The sequence below is a fragment of the Vibrio chagasii genome (genome assembly GCF_002954585.1).
GTDB lineage: Bacteria > Pseudomonadota > Gammaproteobacteria > Enterobacterales > Vibrionaceae > Vibrio > Vibrio chagasii_A.
On record NZ_MSCI01000002.1, the window covers coordinates 503,566 to 524,135 of the forward strand.

Genomic DNA, 20,570 nt, shown 5'->3' on the forward strand with positions numbered 1-20,570 from the left:
TATTGCAGACCTTGTAATAGGCTCCACTAAAAGAATCACCTACATAATCAAGGTATTTAAATGACGGTTAAAACTCGTTTTGCTCCTAGCCCAACTGGCTATCTTCACGTTGGTGGTGCACGTACTGCACTTTACTCTTGGCTATTCGCTAAAAACCAAGGCGGTGAATTCGTTCTACGTATCGAAGACACAGACCTTGAGCGTAACTCTCAAGAAGCGGTTGATGCAATTCTAGAAGGCATGCAATGGATGGGTATGGAATGGGACGAAGGTCCTTACTACCAATCTAAGCGTTTTGACCGTTACAACAAAATGGTTGATAAGCTTCTAGCTGAAGACAAAGCATACAAATGCTACGCGTCTAAAGAGCTGCTTGATGAAATTCGTGCAGAACAAGAAGCAAACAAAGAGATGGCTCGTTACGATGCGAACCACCCTAAAATTATTGCAGCTAACGAAGCGGCACAAGAAGGCGATGCGTGCGTTATCCGTTTCCGCAACCCTAAAGAAGGCAGTGTAGTATTTGATGACCAAATTCGTGGTCGTATTGAAATTTCTAACAGCCAACTTGATGACCTGATCATTCGTCGTACAGACGGTGCTCCTACTTACAACTTCGTAGTAGTAGTGGATGACTGGGACATGGGTATCACACACGTTGTTCGCGGTGAAGATCACATCAACAACACACCTCGTCAAATCAACATCTATGAAGCACTAGGCGCGCCAGTTCCAACGTTCGCTCACTGTGCAATGATCCTAGGTGATGACGGCGCGAAACTGTCTAAGCGTCACGGCGCTGTATCAGTAATGCAATACCGCGATGAAGGTTACCTGCCAAACGCACTAAACAACTACCTAGTACGTTTAGGTTGGTCTCACGGTGACCAAGAGATCTTCTCTCAAGAAGAGATGATTAACCTATTCAGCCTAGATGCAATCAGCAAGTCTGCGTCTGCATTCAACACTGAAAAGCTACTTTGGTTGAACAACCACTACATCAAGACTTCTGAGCCTGAGTACGTTGCAAAGTACCTGCAATGGCACCTAGACGCGCAGAAGATCGATACAACAAACGGCCCAGCGATCACTGAAGTGATCAAGCTAGTAGGCGAGCGTTGTAACACGCTTATCGAACTTGCTGAGCAGTCTCGTTACTTCTACGAAGATTTCTCTGAGTTTGAAGCGGGCGCAGCGAAGAAGCACCTACGTGGTGTAGCTAAAGGCCCACTAGAGCTTGCTCTTGCTAAGGTTGAAGCACTTGAAGAGTTCACAACGGCAAACATCAAAGACGGTGTGATTGCAGCAGTGTGTGAAGAGCTAGAGATCGGCATGGGTAAAATCGGTATGCCACTTCGCGTAGCAGTAACAGGCGGTGGTCAGTCTCCTTCTGTTGATGCTGTGATGGAGCTTGTTGGTAAAGAGCGCGTAATCGCTCGTATCAAGATGGCTCTTGAGTTCATCGCAGAGCGTGAAGCTAACGCTTAATTGAGCAGTTGTTAGATTTAAAAAAGGGTCAGTAACTTGGTTACTGACCCTTTTTATTTGTCTCAACTTTTATTGTTTAAATAACTTTGCTATAGCTGGTCGTCGGCAATCATTTGAGTTGCTTGCGCGGCTGATTTCTTGTCGAACAAGATATCCATCATCGCTTTGATGCGTTCCATATCGTCACCAAACTTGGAAAAGTTACCGCTATTCGGCGCCTTAAACTCTACGTTACCAACGCGCTGTTGATCTTGATAAGCCGAGATTTTTGCGTCTGCCACAAAGGTTCTGAAATCCCAGCTCCAACGAGATACGTAATCTAGCGTGACTTCTTCAGGCTTGTGTTCAGAGCCGTCTGCGACAACCTTACACTTTACTTGGTTGTTCAAACACCAGTCGAGCATCGAATCAAGAAACACAGTGCGTGTTTTGGTGTCTTCTACGATGGTGATGTTTTTAATGTTGTTTGCTTCTGGCAGTGCGTTTCCTGAATACTTAGGAGCACTACAACCTGCGAGTAAAGTGACAGCAGCAACGGCTAACCAGTTTTTCATTATCTATCCTAGATTTTCTTGAAGATGATAGAGGTGTTGATACCACCAAAGGCAAAGTTGTTGCTCATCAGATATTCGACATCTAGTTCGCGACCTGAGCCCGTGATGTAGTCGAGCTTGCCGCACTGTTCATCGACATTCTCTAGGTTTAGGGTTGGGCTGAACCAACCGCTGTGCATCATCTCAAGGCTTAACCATGCTTCAATCGCACCACATGCGCCAAGTGTATGACCAAAGTAGCTTTTCAATGAACTGATTGGCACTTCTCCAAAGATATTCGCTGTTGCATTACTCTCTGCAATGTCGCCTTTTTCAGTCGCAGTGCCATGAGCAGAAACATAACCAATCTTCTCTGCTGGAAGTTGTGCGTCTCTCAATGCTTTTTCCATACAGATTTGCATGGTTTCCATTTGAGGTTGGGTTACGTGGGCGGCATCGCAGTTGCTAGCGAAACCAATGATTTCGGCATAGATTTTTGCGCCGCGAGCAACTGCATGTTCGTACTCTTCAAGGATAAGGGTTCCAGCGCCCTCGCCGATAACTAAGCCATCACGCTCGCTGTCGTATGGGCTAGGAGATTTCTTGGGTGTGTCGTTTTTTAAACTGGTAGCGAAAAGGGTATCGAAAACAGCAGACTCAGTTGGGCATAGCTCTTCACCACCGCCAGCAACCATTACGGTTTGGTAACCATGCTTGATCGCTTCATAGGCGTAACCAATGGCTTGGCTCCCTGAAGTACAAGCGCTGCTAGTAGGGATCACACGGCCTCGTAGGCCGAAGAACAGACCTACGTTTACCGCAGCTGTGTGTGGCATCATTTGAACATAAGTGGTTGCTGTGATTGATCGTGTCGACTTCTCGTTCAGCATCACTCCGAAAGCACCAACCGCATCGGTACTGCCGGTTGAAGAGCCGTAAGCGATACCAGTCTCACCATTGGTCAATACATCGTGACCAATCAAGCCTGCTTGCTCCAATGCATTCTCAGTAGCAACCGTTGCTAGGCGTGATACTCGACCCATGCCGCGTACTTGCTTGCGCTTGTAGTGTTTAGGCAGCTGGAAGTCATCAATAGGCGCTGCAAGCTTAGTGTTGAGACCATCATATTGCTCGAAGCTTGGCATATATTGAGTCGCATTTTCACAGGCCTTTAGTTTTGGCTCTATCTGTTGCCAGTCGTTACCGAAAGCAGTGACACCAGACATTCCGGTTACAACAACGCGGCGGGTCATACTAAGCCTCCATTTACTGAAATCACTTGGCGAGTTACGTAGCCTGCAATATCAGACATTAGGTAGCTGACTAGACCGGCCACTTCTTCTGGCTCACCCATTCGGCGCAGTGGTACTTGAGGAAGAGCATGATCTTTCACGTGCTCGTCAACCATACCAGTGTCAATTAAGCCCGGAGCGACACAGTTTACGGTGATCTTGCGTTTTGCTAGCTCTAGAGCAAGAGATTTAGTCGCGCCAATCACACCCGCTTTTGCCGCCGCATAGTTAGTTTGACCACGGTTACCCATAATGCCTGATACAGACGCTAGCGTGACGATACGGCCACCTTTACGCTTTTGCACCATAGGCATGACACAAGGGTGAAGTACGTTGTAGAAGCTGTCTAGGTTGGTATGGATCACGCCATCCCACTCTTCTTCTGTCATAGCAGGGAATGCCGTGTCGCGAGTAATGCCTGCGTTGTTTACTACGCCGTAGTAAGCGCCATGTTGAGCAATATCAGACTCTAGCTTTTCACGACATTCGCTGCGGTTACTGATATCAAATTGGATAAGACGTCCAGCGCCACCTTGCTCGGTGATCGATTGTAGAGTCTCTTCAGCACCTTGCTTGTCACCCATGTAATGAACGGCGATTTCAAATCCGTCTTTCGCGAGTTGAATAGCGATCGCTTTACCAATGCCTTTGCTGGCACCAGTGACTAAAACCTGACGGGTCATGATGGGCTCCTAGTTTTCATTTCTTGTAATTTTTGTTCGGTTGGCACGTAAACATTGAGTTGGCATTGAGCTACCAACTCGCCTTGGTCTTCGACTCTTGCGGTAAATACAGCCATACCACTGTCTTCCATAAGCTGTTCGGCGTAGATATCAAGGGTCTGACCTTGAGTAAACCCATCACACAGTGATTTATAGCGACGAGAACCAAGCAGGAAACCAATAGGGGGAGTGGTGCCGTTTTTCAGCGCGTGGTATCCAGACCACGCCGCTACAGACTGCGCCATAAACTCGATGCCAACATAAGCTGGGACGGTTTGAGATTCGGCATTAAAGAACAGATTATGGTCACCAATATCGACCTGACAGTGGATCGACAACGCCTCTACGCTGATAGCACGATCGATTAATATCATCGGATCATCGTGAGGGAGAAGTTGGTCTACAGAAGGGATATCAGTCATTTACTACACCAAAAATCAGGCTAATATTGTTACCACCAAAAGCAAACGAGTTGCTTAAGATATTCTTTACTTTAAGTTTCTGGGAACAGTTTACCAAATCAACTTCAATATCTTCAGCTTTATCCTGACATTTTTGTAAGGGAAGCGGTAAGTCATATTTCAAAATATGCCAAGCAATTGCAGCCTCAATCGCACTTGCTGCGCCTAGTGTATGCCCGGTCAACGGCTTGGTAGAACTTACGGGAACCTTGTTTGCAAAAATACGATGGATGGCTTTGCTTTCCATCGAGTCATTGAGTGGCGTTGCTGTACCATGCGCATTGATGTAACCGATGTCTTCTTCGGTTAACTGTGCAGAATATAAAGCTTTTTTCATCGCTTGTTCAGCTCCACTTCCTTCAGGATGAGGCGCTGAAATATGGTGTGCATCAGAGCTATCACCACAGCCTAACAAGGCAATTTGAGGTGTGTTTTGAGTAGAGTGAACACGCTTGTTTTTGGTTTTACTGAGCAACATAAATGCAGCTGCTTCACCAATATTGATGCCATCTCGAGATGCGCTAAATGGCTTACAATGTTTGGTTGAAAGGGCTTCAAGACCATGGAAGCCATTGAGTGTCAGCTTACATAAGGTATCCACACCACCTACTAATACGGCATCAGCCATGCCTGAATCTAACAAGCGCTGGGCGGTCAGAAACACGCGGCCGCTGGATGAGCAAGCCGTAGAGATGACGTAGTTTGGCCCCGTTAACGCGCAGTATTGGCTAACGAACTCAGAAGTGTCCCCAAGCTCTTGTTTTGAGTAATGGTAATCTTCTGGAAACTCACCGTTTGTCAGTTTTTGTTTGAATGCCGCTTCACCATCGGAGATACCAGAGGTACTGGTGCCTATAACAACAGCAATGCGGTCTGCGCCAAATTGTGCCTTGGCAAGTTCAATAGAATCTTTGATTTGGTTGAGAGCTGATAACGCCAGTTGGTTGTTGCGAGTGGCATACTTCACGAGAGTGGATGGAACCTCTGGTAGCGCACCTGCGATTTTGCCAACGACAGTGTGTTTGCCGTCGTTCAGCATATCACTGACTTCAACCATGTTCGGTTCACGTTCGCCTTTTAGGCAGCCATGAATGTCAGTAATACTGGAGCCTAGCGCTGAGTGGAAACCACAGTCTTGGATATAAATAGGCATAGTGTTTAGCTCTTACTTGGGTTATCGACAATCGTTGAATTCAACGTTTGTATAGTAATGGTGTAGCCTTGGGGCAAATGTTTGAAAACAATGTTGCCTGCCGTTTTGTGTCTATTCGGTTCGGCTTGGTATTCAATTCGTATGATTGCCTGCTTTTTGTCATCAAACACAGTGCGGCTGTTATCTGTATCGACCAAATGCCAGCCTATACCTTGTAGCGGTTGTGCCCATGCTTCTGCAGGCCACAAGGTGAGCATCAAATTAAACAGTACCTGTTCGGGCTGAGGAAGGGTAGCACCGAGGCCAGATAGTACTTGTGTTTCAATGGCTTGGTTTTGATACTGCAGCGATAAGATGCGTGTACCCCAAGAAGAGAAGCCAGCTAAAACGACCTTATCGGCCGTAACTTCAACTTGAACCGGTAACTGCTGGGTATCCTCTTGCCAGGTTGCGCTAATCAATTGACTTGCTGTTAATGAGTACCCAAGTTCTTCGGGTAGAGGCAAGGCGAGCTCTGTGTCTTTATTGATAGTGACGCTCGCACCTGTCGGTTGTTGAGAAACCAGTGAACAGGCATTGAGTAGGATGCTAAATATGACAGCGAATGCTATCTTGATCGTCTTGTTCATCTAAATGCCTCACGCGGTTTGTTCTTTTCTGTGGCTTGCTCATTGTTGATGGCGAGTGGGGAAAGCAGCCACGCCACAAAAATTCCGGTTAACACGGTAATCCCGAAGCTGTGAATGGCATGAGTCTGACTCAGTGACAGTAAGCCGAATGACAGCAGTGTCGTGAGGCCAGACAAAGTGATCGCTAATAGGGTGCTTAGCGACTTCTTCTGCTCCGCAAAGAACAGGGTGTAGTCGATACCGATCCCTAAAATCAAAATCAAACCAAGCAGATTAAATAGGTTCAATGTTGAGCCTAAAACGCCGGTCACCGCTAACCCCGCTACACCTGCAATAAGAGATGGTAGAAGCATTAATAGGCTTTGTTTAACGCCATATCGCCAACCTAGCACCATGCCAATAGCAGCGAGGGCAATCAATAACAGCTCGGTAATTTTGACGCGGTACTCAGCAAAAAGAGAGGAGATTTCATCTGCTTTATTGAGGTATTTCACACCTTGCTGCTGAGCAAAGTCGGACTCTAACCACTGTGAGAACAGCTCAGTGTTAGTGACGTCTTTGATCATGATAACTGACGCTGCTTGGTTATTGATTGGTTTTAACCAAAGTGGGCGAATAGGCTCTGATACAGGCGACGATAGAAACTCATCGAGAGTGATCGGACTGTATTTAGGAAGCTCTGGGAAGCTCGGCCAGCCAAGCGTAGTTTGTAGTGTGGCGCTTTGACTATCATAAAGTTGCTTAACCAGCTGATAGTTATAGTGTTGTTCTTGCTCGCTTGGCAGGTGTTGATTGACGCTGCGATAGCCTGAGATAACTTGCTGAGCGACTAAGTTATCAAGATTCGAACTGATCAATGCTAACTTATTGAGCAGCGCTTGGTTACTTTCGGCAGTAACTAGCAGCATGTTCTGAGCACTACCTAAACCAGATATCTCAGAGATAGCTTGCTCCTGGTGTTTTAGCTCGTCAGGCATTGCTTGAAGCTGCCTGATATCGTCGTCGTAGCGAACCTGCGTGATTGACGCCAAACTTAAGACGGTCACTATCAATGGCAAGCCGATTTTAAATTTGGGATGGCTCCACAAGTTTAACCATGTGTGCCAAAGGGTAGCCAAAGGAAGCGCTCGCTCTTGGCTCGGTTTAGAGGCCAACACGGGGTACCAACACACCACGCTAGCGTAGGCGGCGATAAGTCCGATAGACGAGAATAGCGCAAGTTGCTGTAGGCCAGGGAAGGGCGCAACCAGAAGCCCGAGATATCCGATTAAGCTAGTGATTAAACCTAGGGTGATGGCAACTAAGATGTGCTTTAGCCCTTTATCACTCTGCCATCGGCTTCCTGCGGCCAAACGGTCAGTGAGGTAATGGAACGAGTAATCAATGGATACGCCAATCAAGCTCGCACCAAACACTAAGCTGAACAGGTGGACCTTGCCAAAGATAGCGACGGTGCTCGCCAGTGCGACCAATAACCCCGTGCTAATTGAGAGTAAAGACAGGGCAAGCGGGAGTGCGCTACGAAACGTTAACCACACTAATAGAATGACGCCTGCCAAGGAGCCTAAGCCAATAGTGCTGATTTCAGACTTCGCACTTTGGGTGCCGTAATTTGCGTAGAAAACCACGCCAGTGTGCTGAACTTTAACGTCAAACTGCTTCTCGATTTTCCGCTCTAAAGCATCTAGCGCGGGTAGTTGTTCCTGAATTGTCAGGCTATAAGGAGAGCCCGCCAGCGTTGCGGTAACGAGAATATGTGATTGTTCTTGAGATTGAGCGGTGAGGTAGCCATCTTTGAGCCCAAAGTTACTCGAGCGGGTGCCAACCTCACTTATATAGTCACGAAATAACAGGAATGGGTCTAAGGTTAGCTCGGTCGCTGTCACGCCTGAAAAAGGGTTGTACAAGGATTGAATCACATACTGAGCTCGTGACTCAGGTGCGTGCGTCAGAGTCTCTTTTTGTTGCTCTGTTAGTAGCTGAGCCCGATGACGGAAGTAGAAGTCACTCCATTGGCTTTGTGTGCTTGAGTTAATTTTACCTTGCACGTGTTTGAAGAGTACTGATCCACCTGAAAACGAGTCGTGATTGAGTGCTTTTTCAAAGGCTTTGGTTGCTGCGATGGTGTTCTTGATGTCTGATCCACTTAAGATGAATACGACTTCTTCACTCATCGAGTTGGAAATTTGCTGGAAAGCTTGTTCAACCATAGGATCTTGCTGATTTTCAGGCAGCAATTTCATGATGTTGTTTTCGATAGGCACTGAAGAAGAAAAAGCGAACTGTTTAATCAACAGTCCGCTGAATAGTGCCACAATCACTAGCCAGACAAGGGCGAGTTTAGAGCTGAAATTGTTGCGCTTCGGCATCTGACAATACTTCCGGTTGATGGCTTAGCTGACTGAATTCGATCGCCGTGCTATCTCCGCGAATCTCTTTTAACTCAATACGCTCAATATCACTGTTACCTTGCAGCGTGATAGCCTCAAATACTGCATTCATTGGTGCGCTTTTGGGCTTAAGAGTCAGTTTCCAAAATGCTGTGTTTTGGTCTGAGCTTTGCGCCGTTGTAGGCTGGAACGTCAGTGAGAATTGGTCTTGAAGTTTTTGTGTATCACCGTGGAACACCGATAGGAAAATATGGCTGAAATAAAACGCCATTGGGTTTTCTTTATCAGTGATGAGCTTTGCGGGCTGGTCGGCAAACCTTTGGCTCAACTTGTTGTCGGTGAGCACTAAGTTCACCGGAAACGGTGTAGTTTGTGTCCAGAGTAGGCCATTTGATTTGTCTAATAGGAATGTACCTTGCGACGTCAGAGGCTGGGCGAACATCTCCATATTGCGCGTTTGAGTAAACTCGCCACGAACAATGCTATTTTGGCTGAGTACCGTCTGCAGCTCTGAGATAGAACCGACAGCAGCAGTGTTCTCTTTGGCGCTTACAAGGCCACTCGTCATTATCGCAGTAAGCCCAAGTAGCACGATGTTGATGTATTTGCGGTTGCGCTTAAACAGATTCATGATTCACCTGCTGTGAGCTAGAAGCTTGAGATTGATGTTCAGCTGTGAGAGGTAAGCAGCCATACTGGTGCCAGTGTTCTACCTTGTCAGTAAACACTTTCGGTGAAGCGAAACACATCTCTTGCTCTTCAATGGTTACCGCAACCTGCATGGTGTGAGCGCGTGTCATGCGAGCACCGGTTAGGACATCATGAATTTCATAATCAACGCGCAGGCGGTTTTCCCACTCGGTGAGCTTCGCCGTGACCTTAATCTTGTGATTAAACGGTATCGCTTTGATGTATTTTACGCGGGTATCGATGATAGGCCACATGAAGCCTGAATCCTTCATCTCATGGTAGTTGTACTCAATCTTATCCATCATGATGCGTCTTACTTCTTCAAAAAATCGGAAGTAGTTGCCGTGATAGATCACGCCCATCGGGTCGGCATCTTGGAATGAGGTAACAAGTGTCACCTCAGATTGTAATGGATGAAGGATTTCAGACATAAATCGCTCTCAACAATATTGCGTAAAGGGTTGGCTACTTTATGAGGTCATGACTCTATGAATAAAGTGACCAGTGCTGATTTTGAATACGAGAAATAAAGTGGCGCAGATCGCCTTCAAGCGGGCGATCCTCGACAATAAACTCAAACTCTTTCAGTACTTCGTCGCGAATGTGCTTGAGGTTCTCACTCATATGGTGCTCATCAAGCTCATTGTGGCGTTTACGAAGTTCGAGTGCTTGTGTACCGGCTAGAAGTGACGCTGCCGCTACTTGCTCGGTTAGCTCTAGAACGCGTAAACAGTCACGAGCTGCGATGGTGCCCATGCTCACTTTGTCTTGGTTGTGACACTCAGTCGAACGAGAGAACACGCTTGCAGGTATCGTGTGTTTCAATGCTTCTGCTGTCCAAGCTGACACGCCGATCTGTACCGCTTTGAAGCCGTGGTTGATTGGTTTACGTTCGCCTTCAGCACCCGTTAGGTTGAATGGCAAGCCGTTGTTGAACTTGTAATCCATCAGCTGCGCCATTTGGCGATCAAGTAGGTCCGCAAGGTTGGCTACGGCAGTTTTTAGCGTATCCATTGCCATTGCGATATGACCACCATAGAAGTGTCCACCGTGCAGTACGCGTTCATTATCACCATCGATAATTGGGTTGTCGTTGGCACTGTTTAGTTCGTTCTCGATCATTTGGCGAAGCCAAGGCAGAGAGTCCTGAACCACACCGATAACATGTGGCGCACAGCGCAGAGAGTAACGATCTTGTAGGCGATCACTGTTGCGTGGCGGGCGATCTGCTTGCAGATCATCACGCAGCCATGCCGCAACCTGTTGTTGACCTGGATGAGGTTTTACGGCGAACAAGGCTTCATCGAAATGGAAGTCATTGCCGTGCATACCGACAGATACCATCGCCGTGATCTTAGTTGATAGTTGCGCTAGGTATTCCGCGCGCTTATAAGCGATACAAGCTAATGCCGTCATTACAGACGTGCCATTCATCAATGCCAAGCCCTCTTTTGGCTTAAGCTTGATAGGGCTAATGCCTAGCTCTTTGTATACGTCACAAGTTGGGCGTACTTCACCTTTGTAGATAACATCACGCTCACCAATTAGTGCGGCTGCTAGGTAAGAAAGAGGTGTTAAGTCGCCACTGGCACCCACTGACCCTTCTTGAGGTATACGTGGTGAGATATCTTGATTAATTAGAGTGACGATCTGGTTAAGTAGATCATGAGTCACTCCTGATACGCCTTGTGATAGAGAGCATAGGCGCGTTGCTAATACGGCACGAGATTGCTCGTGAGACAGTGTTTCACCTAAACCACAACCGTGGAAGCGCGTCAGATGCAGAGGCAGTTCATCGACAAGGTTTGGCGGAATCGCAACAGTACAAGAGTCGCCGTAACCTGTCGTTACGCCGTAAATCACGCCTTCTTCTTTCAGTAGGCGCTCTAGGAATGCAACACCGCGGTCGATTTTTGAAGTGAACTCGTCGCTGGTGTTCATCGAGGCTTTTGCGCCTTGTGAAATAGCGACAACGTCCTCGATAGTGAGGCGTTCGGCACCAAAGGTGATGCTATTTGGATTCTTTTTCGTCATGGTGCTTGCTCAATGTCCAAAAATTAAAAAAGTTGTACCACTGAAGCGGTGCTTTCAGTGTGTAGTGCTGAAGTCGATCTGCGTATTGTTGAACGACTTGCTTTAAAGATTGTTCGCGTGTCTTTCTAGGTAGTTCGATTCTGTCGCTAAAATGCTCGAAATAGACATTAAAGTGCGGTTTTACTTGTGAATCGTCACGTAACCCAAATAGCAAAAATACGGGTGCTTTGAGTACAGAGGCTAACATAAATGGCCCTTGAGGGAACGGCGCTTCCTTACCTAAGAACTCTGCCCATACTGAGCGGCTCTCCTTGCTGGTGGAAGTTCTATCACCAACAATTACGATCCACTCACCTTGCTCCAACTTCTGCTGTAAAAGGATAGCTGTATCAGGTCCCATTGAAGTTACTTGGATTAGGTTTAAGTCAGACTGCGGATTAACCGCTTTCATAACTGAGTTAAAACGCTCAGCGTGCTCAGTGAACACCAGCGCATTGATTTTGATGTTTGAGTGTCTACGACCCAAAGCACGACACAATTCAATGTTGCCCAGGTGTGAGCCTAAAATCAGCACACCTTGCTGGTTTGCCACCATGTTTTCGAATTGGTCTTGACCATGGATGGTGAGGTTATCCACTGAGAAATCGCCTTTCCATGCCGCAAGCTTGTCGAGCATGGTATGCCCAAACGAAAGCAGGTGGTTATAGCTGGTTAGTTCGGCGGGTAACTCAATATTTTGCTGTTCCGCATAGGCCTTCAACTGAAATAAGTATTGCTCAGAAGCGTTTCGCGCGCGCTTGCCAGTTAAGTGGTAGTAACGCATCACACCACGCAGAATAAGGTTGAATACACCACGACCTAACAAGGTATAAATGGTTAATAACAGTTTGATGCCTAACACGGTGCCGCGTTCCTGGGTGCGAGACCAGTGCGGCTGCTCTGAAGCTTTTAGTTCTGAGCCCGCTGATGAATCTCGGCTATTTTCAGTAGCGTTAGATTTGAAATGGCGAGCAATCAGCTTAGGTGCTCTAGGCAGCATGCCGAAGAATAGACGTGTATGCATCCAGCTGATTTTTACGTTATCCCACAATGCATCGAAATGAGAGATGCCATTTTCAGGATAAATAACTCGAGTTTCAACGAAGTTGATATCGCAGCCTTCCCAGTACAGACGAACCAAAATCTCGATATCGAAGTCCATTCGAGACCCAACATCGTATTTACTTAATACTGCTTGTGTGTGGTCGACAGGGTACGCTCTAAAGCCACACATACTGTCTTTGATCGATAGGGACAGGGTTTCTATCCACACCCAAATATGTGTCGCGTAGCGTCCGTAGAGTCTTGCTTTGGGCACACTGTCATCGTAGACAGGCTGGCCTGATATCAGACGTTGTGGATTAGCTTGTGAGGCTTGAATCAATGTTGGCAAGGCTTCAAGGTCGTGTTGTCCGTCAGCATCAATTTGAATGGCATGGCTAAAGCCGAGTTGTTGTGCTTTTTTGATACCGGCTTTTACCGCTCCGCCTTTGCCTTGGTTCTGCTCAAGTGTCACCAAGGTTACGTGTGAGTGCTCTGCTAGGGGAGTGAGAAATTGCTTTGTAGCGAGCTCACTACCATCGTCAACGATGATGATCGGTAACTCAAAGTGATGAAGTGACGACACCACCGCAGGCATGGTTGCGCCATGATTGAAGCACGGGATAAGGAAACAAGCCTTGTAGCCGCTTTCTTTTGTTTGGTGCTGAGAAGTAGCCTCGATGGGAGTGCTATTCACTTTTCTCTCCCAGCTTCATTTTGCCTGAAGAATGGGTTTGCTCACCATTATTTGAGGTGTAGTTGAAGCTCAACTTGCTTTTGTCAGCATCCCATTTGAGTGATAGTTGGATTGTGGCGTCAGGCAAGATAGGCTCTTGAAACTTGATGACTTCCATACCTTTGAAGAAACCAGGGACACCTAATTCTTGGACTGCGTAGTGAAGTGCCCAATCAATTTGCGTGACGCCCGGTAGAATAGGGAAGCTCTTGAAGTGTCCCTTAAAATCGGTGATATCTCTGCTAACATTAAGTGTCAGGATCGATTCATTTTCTACAGTGTCTACCGCAATGACGGTTGGTTTTCTCTTATCCATAGGGCGTGCTTAGAATCCTTGGGTAAATATTGTTACTTTGACAAAAGTATAAAAAGATAATCTCAGTGTAAAATACGATCAGCGGTTACTATGATTTTATTAGCTGTTCTATGTGAGACGTTAATCGCTTACCTTGGCTGTTGAGGGGAATCTCATCAACAATGCGATATTTTCTTGGGATAGCGATTGGCTCTAACCACTTTCTGAGTTCTGTACGTAGCAACAACCAGAATTTACCTTTACTCATGGTCGTTAGAGTGGCTTGGCCTTCTTCTGATAATACCAAAACCGAGGCTAGGATGAGGCGCTCAGGTTCTTCAAATGGAATTACTACGCACTCGCTTATCCAACGTAGTTGCTCAAGGCGCTTTTCTACTTCAACCAGTGATACTCGTTTCTCTTCAATCTTGATCACTCGGTCCGTTCGACCTTTCAATATGAATTGACTAGCTGAGACCATTTCGCACTCGTCGGCGGTTTGATACCAGTTGTTATTATCGATATACGGCGACAATAACTTAATGCAATTCTCACTGTTGAGACTAGCCTCAATACAATCAAAAAGCTGCCAAGGTGTTTGAGCGCTCTCTTGTTGGCGAAAAGCGATACCGCCAGTTTCTGTGCTGCCAAATACCTCTATTGGTAAATGCCCTAGCAAATCTCGCGACTGATGAGCAGACTCGGTAGGCAGTGGACCACCCGAAGAGAAGACTCCTGCAAGTTGTACCTGGTTGGTCTCATGTTTTAATCGCTTCAGTAGCGCTGGGCTGCTGATCAGCACACAGTTTTTATTGGCATGAGACAGAATTTGTTCAGGGTATTCTAGGTTGTTACGAGCAAACGGAATACCAGAGCAGAGTGGCCACAAGACTCTAAACAGTAAACCATAGATATGTTGATGCGAAACCGTGCTTTGAACTTGGTTGCCTTTGAGCAGCTTGCCCCAGTTTTTGTGTAACTGTGCGGTCTCAATATCCAGCAGCTCTAGCGTTTTATTTATCGCTTTTGGTGTACCGCTTGAACCTGAAGTGAACAGGGTCAAATGGGTGGCTGCCAAATCAATGGCCGGAAGACCATCGGACTGAGATTTTTCTGCTTCAGTGCTTGAGTCCAATAAGGCTTGAATATTGCGAACGTCACCCACCTCAACTGTGCCAATTGAATCATCAACTAACAGGCTATCAAAATGTTCACTGAGCTCGGCAAGCGCACAAGGTTGATAGTTGCCCGGTAAAATAATGTGTTTGTTAGCAGCTGAAGATGCTACGAACGCCACTGAGAAAAGATAGCTATCTTGGGTACAAATCGCGACTCGTTGAACGGTCGATGAGCTCAATTGCCATATGAGTTTCGATAAGTCGTCGTTAAAGGTTTGCCACGTAATCTCGCTATTGTCATCAAAGCAGACAATAGATTCGGGCACTCGGTTTTGAGTGAGGAGCTCAGACAGCGAGGTGTAAGATACGGTTTGGGTCATAACAATTTAACTCTGACGAATGCGTTGTCTCACTATCCACTCCCCTGCAAAGAGCACCCCTGCAAACACATAGCTGAGTAAGCCATTATATAGGGTCCATACTTCTAACGGTTGGAAGCAGGTATATAAAGCAATAGAGCCATTAATAACAAAGAACAAGCACCAGACTTTGGTGACTTTTCTTGTGTAATCAATGCCACTTTGTGGAAGCTCAGGCTCTTGAAGGCGAGCAAGACGTTCGATGATCGTTTGTGGTTGCCATAGGCTTGAAGCAAAGACAGCCAGCATACAAACATTAACGATAACGGGGTAATAGGTTAGCCAGCCATGCTGTTTAAAGGCTAAACCTAATGTCAGCAGAACAATACCAGCACTTCCACTGATCCAAGCTAGGTGTTTTAGCTCTTTGATTTTTGCCTGACCGCCAGTAAAAATGCGAACAGCAAAGATAACGCCCAAGGCGATACCTACGGTTTGCAGGCCAAACTTGTTGAGTCCAAAGTAAACCGCTATTGGATAAGTGAAAAGTATGATTGCCGACAGTAAAGTCAGCAGAGGACGCACTATGCGTCCTTCAATAGTTCAACCACAGACTCTACAACGTCATTAACGGTGCGTACTGCTTTGAACTCTTCAGGTTTGATCTTTTTACCTGTTACGTTCTGGAGGTGAACGACTAAATCAACCGCATCAATGCTGTCTAGGTCTAGATCAAGATAGAGATGAGCTTCCGGAGTGATATCTTCAGCATCAAGCTCGAACAGCTCAATCAGCGCATCTTTAACCTGGTTATATACTTCTTGTTGGTTAGCTTGTGTCATAAAGATCTGTCTAGTTGTTCGTTTGAGATGAGATGTAGTTTGCTAGATTTGCAACCGACGCAAAATGCTCGCGAGTGTTTGAATCGTCAGCATCAATAACGATGTTGTACTTCTTCTTGATAGCAAGGCCAAGCTCTAGTGCATCAATAGAATCTAGCCCTAGTCCATCACCAAACAGTGGAGCTTCCGTTTCAATCTCATCAATGCTCATGTCTTCAAGATTTAGTGCGTCGATGATCAGTTGTTTCAGTTCGTTGTGTAATGTTTCCACTTTGGCCTACTTAATGCTTTGTCTAAATGCTGCTTTAAGGGGGCGATTCTACATGACGTGAAGTATTTTCGAAATGCTGATATCGCCAGTTATGTTATTGATGCACTAAATATTTTCTTCGGAAGGGAAAATTGTTTGTGCAAGATGATGATTAAGGCGTCTTGCTGCCGAAGTTAAATTATTCGAGCTTTCAATAAATGGTGCGACTTCTATTTTACCTTTCACCGCGACATGAAAAAAGGGCTTCGTTACTGGAACTTGATACCATTTTTTCTCTTTCGTTAAGAATGTTGGAGAAACTGTAATATGAATTATACGTAGATCCGTTTGTGTTCGGGTGGCAATTTGCGCGGCACCACGCTGTAAGGATGGTTCAATTCCGGGCGTAGTGCGAGTGCCTTCGGGAAAAACTAGTAGGACATTACCGCGCGAAAAGCGCTCTTCACAACGTTCTAAAAGATCGTCGGGCGTTTGATTTGGTATGTAACCCGCGGCTTTGACGATCCTTTTCATAAATGGGTTTTCCCAAATGGCAGCTTTAACCAAACAGTCACATTGAGGAAGTTGTGAGGCGATTAGCACGTAGTCTATCAAGCTCGGGTGATTCGCAACAATAATGCAGTTTCGGTCTTCACGCAGTAACTCAGCACCATCAATTCGGTAGTCAATTGCGCCTGTGAATTTCATGATCTGGCAGAAGGCATTGAATGAGAAGCGAATCAATCGTTGAGCCCTGAGCTCTCGCTGAATGGTGTTAGGGGTGATGAGTGAGATAGATGGCAAGATCAAGAAGCTGAGAACGAGGCCTCCCAAGCCGAAAATGGTAAAGCAGAGGCCTGTCGCGAATACTCGCCAATATTGGTCGACCTTGCTCATTATAGCTCTCCGGTTTTTGCGTTGTTTATCCAAGTCCAATCTTGATGCTTACCTGCCACGGTCCAGTTCAGTGAACCTAGAAGGATGTTTTGTAGCGCCTGCAAGCCTTGTGGTAATGAAGTGGTAGAGCTTTCGTTAGTTATTGCTCTTGATACTGAGTAATCACTTCCGGAGGTGAGCACTAAACCCAGCGCATAGTCGGCATAACTTTGAGCTTCGAACTCTTGATAGAGTTCAGGCAAAGGCTGGTCAAAATCGATGACTAACACACGGTGCGATGGATATTGATTCAGGTAAAGATAGGCTTCAATCAAAGCGTTGTGGAAAGTATCTTGGCCGGCCGAGATAGAGGTCAGAGGGATTGGTGCTTTCGCTGCGATGGTGGTTAACCCTGCAGCTGTGTTATGCACGGACTGTGCAAACGCCATTGGTGATGCATCGTCACCTTCCAATATCGACTGAATCAAGGTTGCGGTTCGGTGCAGTTCGCCATGTCGACTGGCAAAAACCAAATAATCAATCGAGTTGTCTTTTAAGAGTGTTAATGCAGTTTGAACGGCCAATTTACTTTGTAGGCTCATTCGGCGGCGCATCATCGGTGGGATCGCTTTAGATTCAGTTGAGCCATCTTGCGGCCAATCTAAATTAGTGCTCCAGGCTTGCCATTCGGCATCAGAATTGAGACCAGCCGAGTTTGCAGACCATTTCTCAATATTAAACGACATTAATTGGGATTGATTTGACATAGAGTATTGATTTGCTTTGGGTCTAACTAAATACTATGCGCGCTTATAAATAAACACAGGTAAGGAATTTAAATGAAATTACTAAAAATAGCCGTTTCAATGTTATTCATATTTGTTCTTGCAGGGTGTGGACGTGTCCAGCCTGTAATGAATGTTGAGGATACTCCAGTTGCACATAATCTTCAAAGTAAACAGGTGAAATCAGCTATTTATGAATCTGCTGAAAATCGAGGCTGGCTAGTTTCTGAAATTAAACCTGGCTTGATCCGTGCTGAATTGTATGTTCGTTCACATCACGCAGTGGTTGATATTCCTTATAACGACAAATTTTACTCTATTCTTTACGTTGAATCAGAGAATTTGAAGTATGACGATGGTGAAATACACCGTAATTACAACCGCTGGGTTAATAACTTAAACGTTGATATTAAACGTAAGCTTGCACAAGTGGCAGCTGAGTAACCCTATATTATTTTTAAGTTAGGTCTTTCGTGTCGGAATATAAATTAGATCCATTCAGTGCATTAGAAGCAAAAACAGAAGCACAAAAATTATCTTTTGCTCCTATTGTTTTTCATACTGCTCGTACACTTCGTGATTTAGGTATTTTAAAAGCGCTCGACGATGCGGGGAGCGATGGCTTACCTGCTGAGACTATTTCAGAAATAACAGGTGTATCTGAATATGGTGTGAAAGTGTTACTTGATATGGCGCTTAGCGCTCATATTGTTGTTTGGGAAAAACCTAACTATAAGATAGCCAACCTCGGTTTCTATCTGTTGCATGACGGCATGACCAACGCAAACATGGATTTTACAGCCGATGTTTGTTACGCCGCGATGATGCATCTCACTGAAGCGATTGAGAAAGGCACTCCTGCTGGTTTGAAGGAGCTAGGGGATTGGGAGACGATCTACCAAGGCTTGTCTCAATTACCTGAAAAAGCGAAAGAGAGCTGGTTCAAGTTTGACCACTTCTACTCTGATCGCTCATTCCCAGTTTTGCTTGAGAAGGTTTTCAGTAAGAAACCTAAATCGCTGGTGGATATTGGCGGCAATACAGGCAAGTGGGCAATGCAGTGTTGCAACCATGACTCTGATGTTGAAGTCACGATTGTTGATTTGCCACAGCAGTTAGAAATGGCAATGGCGAACGCTAAGCAACATGGCCATCAAAATAGAGTGACGCCTTTCCCAGCAAACATGCTAGATAAGCAACAAGCGCTGCCAACGGGCGCGGATGTTTGGTGGATGAGTCAGTTCCTTGATTGCTTCTCGCCAATGGAAATCCTTAGCATCTTAAAGCGTGTCCGCTCTTATATGTCAGAAGAAGCGACCGTTTATATCCTTGAATTGTTTTGGGATGCACAGAAATACGATGCGGCTTCTTATAGCTTAAACGCGACTTCGCTTTACTTTACGTGCTTGGCAAACGGCAACAGTCGTTTTTACCGCTGTGAAGATTTCTTAGAGATAGTTGAAGAAGCTGGCTTTGAAGTGGTGACTTGTACCGATGATATCGGCCTTGGTCATACGCTTCTTGAATTGAAAGCTAGCGCGCAATAACACATAACAAACATGGCTTAAATTAATGAAAAAACTGTCTACTCAAGTAGTGATCATCGGAGCTGGGCCATCAGGGTCTATTGCCGCGTCTTTATTACACAAAAAAGGCATCGATGTTCGAGTAATCGAAAAGAGCGTGTTCCCTCGCTTCTCAATTGGCGAAAGCCTATTACCCGCTTGCATGGAAGTGATTGAACAAGCGGGCATGACGGATGCGGTGACCAAGGCTAACTTCCAATACAAAGATGGTGCAGCATTTCGTAAAAATGGTGTGTACACCGCATTTAATTTTGAAGATAAGTTCTCTACAGGGCCGGGAACCACTTTTCAGGTTCAACGTGGTGCTTTTGATAAGGTGCTTGCTGATACAGCTGAGGCGCAAGGTGTCACAATTGATTACCAGCATGAGTTGACGGGCATTAATTTTACCGACGACAGCACTATTTTAGATGTTCAAGTGCTTGATGGAGAAAGCTATCAGCTAGAAGCACAGTACGTTTTGGATGGTAGTGGCTTTGGTCGAGTACTGCCGAAGATGCTTGATCTGGAAGAGCAATCATCACTTCCACCTCGTAAAGCGATTTTCACACATATAAACGATCATATTGCTGAGGTGGATACTGAGCTAGATTATGACCGAAACAAAATTCTAATCTCTGTGCACCCAACCAATCCTGATGTTTGGTATTGGTTGATCCCTTTTAGCAACGGTGTCTCTTCATTTGGCGTAGTAGGCGAACCAAAGTTCTTTGAATCTTACCCTGAGGATAAGATTACCGCGATTAAGCAGTTAGCAATGGAAGAGCCAGGGCTAGCCGAAATATTGGCAAACGCTGAGTATCCAAACCCTGCGGGTGAAATCGGTGGCTATTCTGCTAACGTGAAGCATCTTGCAACTAACAAATACGCACTACTGGGTAATGCTGGTGAGTTTCTTGATCCTGTGTTCTCGTCAGGCGTTACGATTGCGATGAAGTCAGCACAGTTTGCGGTTGAGTGTGTGGAAAAGCAGCTCAACGGCGAGAGGGTCGATTGGGAACGTGAGTATGCCGATCCATTGATGGTCGGTGTAAACACCTTCAGAACGTATGTTGAAGGTTGGTATTCCGGTACGTTGCAGGATGTGATTTTCTATCAAGATCCTAACCCTAAGATTAAACAAATGGTGTGCTCGATCTTAGCGGGCTACGCATGGGATCAAACCAATCCTTACGTGAAAGACTCAAAACGTCGCTTAACGACGCTGGCAGAGATCTGCCGAAGCTAGGTCAGGTCATCTACTTGGTGCAT

At 45.9% G+C, this 20,570-nt stretch carries 22 protein-coding genes; 4 read left to right on the top strand and 18 right to left on the bottom strand.

Annotation, left to right across the window (positions count from 1 at the left end):
* Positions 1 to 60: 60 nt before the first annotated feature.
* Entirely contained in the window at positions 61 to 1,488 is a 1,428-nt protein-coding gene (gene gltX, locus BTO10_RS10375) for a glutamate--tRNA ligase (RefSeq protein ID WP_105024479.1), read from the top strand.
* 89 nt (positions 1,489 to 1,577) lie between these two features.
* On the opposite strand, the gene BTO10_RS10380 is transcribed toward gltX, so the two are convergent.
* The 18 genes from BTO10_RS10380 to BTO10_RS10465 form a co-directional block, all read right to left on the bottom strand.
* Positions 1,578 to 2,042, bottom strand: a complete 465-nt coding sequence (locus BTO10_RS10380; protein WP_105024480.1) for an Sbal_3080 family lipoprotein — start codon at positions 2,040 to 2,042, stop codon at positions 1,578 to 1,580.
* Between the two features lie 8 nt (positions 2,043 to 2,050).
* Complete coding sequence (locus tag BTO10_RS10385; RefSeq protein WP_105024481.1) at positions 2,051 to 3,274, bottom strand: beta-ketoacyl-ACP synthase; 1,224 nt, start codon at positions 3,272 to 3,274, stop codon at positions 2,051 to 2,053.
* Positions 3,271 to 3,996, bottom strand: coding sequence for a 3-ketoacyl-ACP reductase FabG2 (locus BTO10_RS10390; RefSeq protein ID WP_004739765.1), 726 nt, complete (start codon positions 3,994 to 3,996; stop codon positions 3,271 to 3,273). The genes BTO10_RS10385 and BTO10_RS10390 overlap by 4 nt, the downstream gene beginning before the upstream one ends.
* Positions 3,993 to 4,457, bottom strand: a complete 465-nt coding sequence (locus tag BTO10_RS10395) for a hotdog family protein (RefSeq protein ID WP_105024482.1) — start codon at positions 4,455 to 4,457, stop codon at positions 3,993 to 3,995. The genes BTO10_RS10390 and BTO10_RS10395 overlap by 4 nt, the downstream gene beginning before the upstream one ends.
* The gene (locus tag BTO10_RS10400; protein WP_105024483.1) at positions 4,450 to 5,649 is read right to left on the bottom strand and encodes a beta-ketoacyl-[acyl-carrier-protein] synthase family protein; all 1,200 of its coding nucleotides are present in this window, start codon (positions 5,647 to 5,649) and stop codon (positions 4,450 to 4,452) included. Before BTO10_RS10400 ends, BTO10_RS10395 begins: the two co-directional genes overlap by 8 nt.
* Positions 5,650 to 5,654: 5 nt before the next feature.
* Entirely contained in the window at positions 5,655 to 6,278 is a 624-nt protein-coding gene (locus tag BTO10_RS10405; protein WP_105024484.1) for a DUF3261 domain-containing protein, read from the bottom strand.
* Positions 6,275 to 8,647: an MMPL family transporter gene (locus BTO10_RS10410; RefSeq protein ID WP_105024485.1), complete on the bottom strand. Its 2,373-nt coding sequence runs from the start codon at positions 8,645 to 8,647 to the stop codon at positions 6,275 to 6,277. Before BTO10_RS10410 ends, BTO10_RS10405 begins: the two co-directional genes overlap by 4 nt.
* Entirely contained in the window at positions 8,619 to 9,299 is a 681-nt protein-coding gene (locus BTO10_RS10415; RefSeq protein ID WP_105024486.1) for a LolA family protein, read from the bottom strand. Before BTO10_RS10415 ends, BTO10_RS10410 begins: the two co-directional genes overlap by 29 nt.
* The gene (locus tag BTO10_RS10420) at positions 9,286 to 9,789 is read right to left on the bottom strand and encodes an acyl-CoA thioesterase (RefSeq protein WP_105024487.1); all 504 of its coding nucleotides are present in this window, start codon (positions 9,787 to 9,789) and stop codon (positions 9,286 to 9,288) included. The genes BTO10_RS10415 and BTO10_RS10420 overlap by 14 nt, the downstream gene beginning before the upstream one ends.
* Before the next feature lie 55 nt (positions 9,790 to 9,844).
* Positions 9,845 to 11,392, bottom strand: coding sequence for an HAL/PAL/TAL family ammonia-lyase (locus BTO10_RS10425; protein WP_004739750.1), 1,548 nt, complete (start codon positions 11,390 to 11,392; stop codon positions 9,845 to 9,847).
* Complete coding sequence (locus BTO10_RS10430) at positions 11,370 to 13,169, bottom strand: glycosyltransferase family 2 protein (protein ID WP_105024488.1); 1,800 nt, start codon at positions 13,167 to 13,169, stop codon at positions 11,370 to 11,372. Before BTO10_RS10430 ends, BTO10_RS10425 begins: the two co-directional genes overlap by 23 nt.
* Entirely contained in the window at positions 13,162 to 13,524 is a 363-nt protein-coding gene (locus BTO10_RS10435) for an ApeI family dehydratase (RefSeq protein ID WP_105024489.1), read from the bottom strand. The genes BTO10_RS10430 and BTO10_RS10435 overlap by 8 nt, the downstream gene beginning before the upstream one ends.
* A gap of 88 nt (positions 13,525 to 13,612) precedes the next feature.
* Positions 13,613 to 15,001 carry an AMP-binding protein gene (locus tag BTO10_RS10440; RefSeq protein ID WP_105024490.1) on the bottom strand — a complete coding sequence of 463 codons (1,389 nt, stop codon included), beginning with the start codon at positions 14,999 to 15,001 and terminating at the stop codon, positions 13,613 to 13,615.
* Between the two features lie 6 nt (positions 15,002 to 15,007).
* Positions 15,008 to 15,565 (bottom strand): COG4648 family protein, encoded by a 558-nt coding sequence (locus BTO10_RS10445; RefSeq protein WP_102425105.1) that lies wholly within the window; start codon positions 15,563 to 15,565, stop codon positions 15,008 to 15,010.
* Positions 15,565 to 15,822 (bottom strand): acyl carrier protein, encoded by a 258-nt coding sequence (locus BTO10_RS10450; protein WP_004739745.1) that lies wholly within the window; start codon positions 15,820 to 15,822, stop codon positions 15,565 to 15,567. Before BTO10_RS10450 ends, BTO10_RS10445 begins: the two co-directional genes overlap by 1 nt.
* 10 nt (positions 15,823 to 15,832) lie before the next feature.
* Complete coding sequence (locus BTO10_RS10455; RefSeq protein WP_004739743.1) at positions 15,833 to 16,093, bottom strand: phosphopantetheine-binding protein; 261 nt, start codon at positions 16,091 to 16,093, stop codon at positions 15,833 to 15,835.
* A 105-nt stretch (positions 16,094 to 16,198) separates the two neighbouring features.
* Positions 16,199 to 16,969 (bottom strand): lysophospholipid acyltransferase family protein, encoded by a 771-nt coding sequence (locus tag BTO10_RS10460; RefSeq protein ID WP_105024491.1) that lies wholly within the window; start codon positions 16,967 to 16,969, stop codon positions 16,199 to 16,201.
* Complete coding sequence (locus BTO10_RS10465) at positions 16,969 to 17,715, bottom strand: beta-ketoacyl synthase chain length factor (protein ID WP_181143975.1); 747 nt, start codon at positions 17,713 to 17,715, stop codon at positions 16,969 to 16,971. Before BTO10_RS10465 ends, BTO10_RS10460 begins: the two co-directional genes overlap by 1 nt.
* Positions 17,716 to 17,787: 72 nt before the next feature.
* Between BTO10_RS10465 and BTO10_RS10470 the strand changes: the two genes are divergently transcribed.
* From BTO10_RS10470 to BTO10_RS10480, 3 genes are read left to right on the top strand one after another with little or no spacing between them, the layout of a single operon-like run.
* Positions 17,788 to 18,177, top strand: a complete 390-nt coding sequence (locus BTO10_RS10470; protein ID WP_105024493.1) for a hypothetical protein — start codon at positions 17,788 to 17,790, stop codon at positions 18,175 to 18,177.
* Between the two features lie 29 nt (positions 18,178 to 18,206).
* A complete protein-coding gene (locus BTO10_RS10475) occupies positions 18,207 to 19,280 on the top strand; it encodes a methyltransferase (protein ID WP_105024494.1) in 1,074 nt (357 codons plus the stop codon).
* A 25-nt stretch (positions 19,281 to 19,305) separates the two neighbouring features.
* Positions 19,306 to 20,547, top strand: coding sequence for an NAD(P)/FAD-dependent oxidoreductase (locus BTO10_RS10480; protein ID WP_105024495.1), 1,242 nt, complete (start codon positions 19,306 to 19,308; stop codon positions 20,545 to 20,547).
* Positions 20,548 to 20,570: the final 23 nt, after the last annotated feature.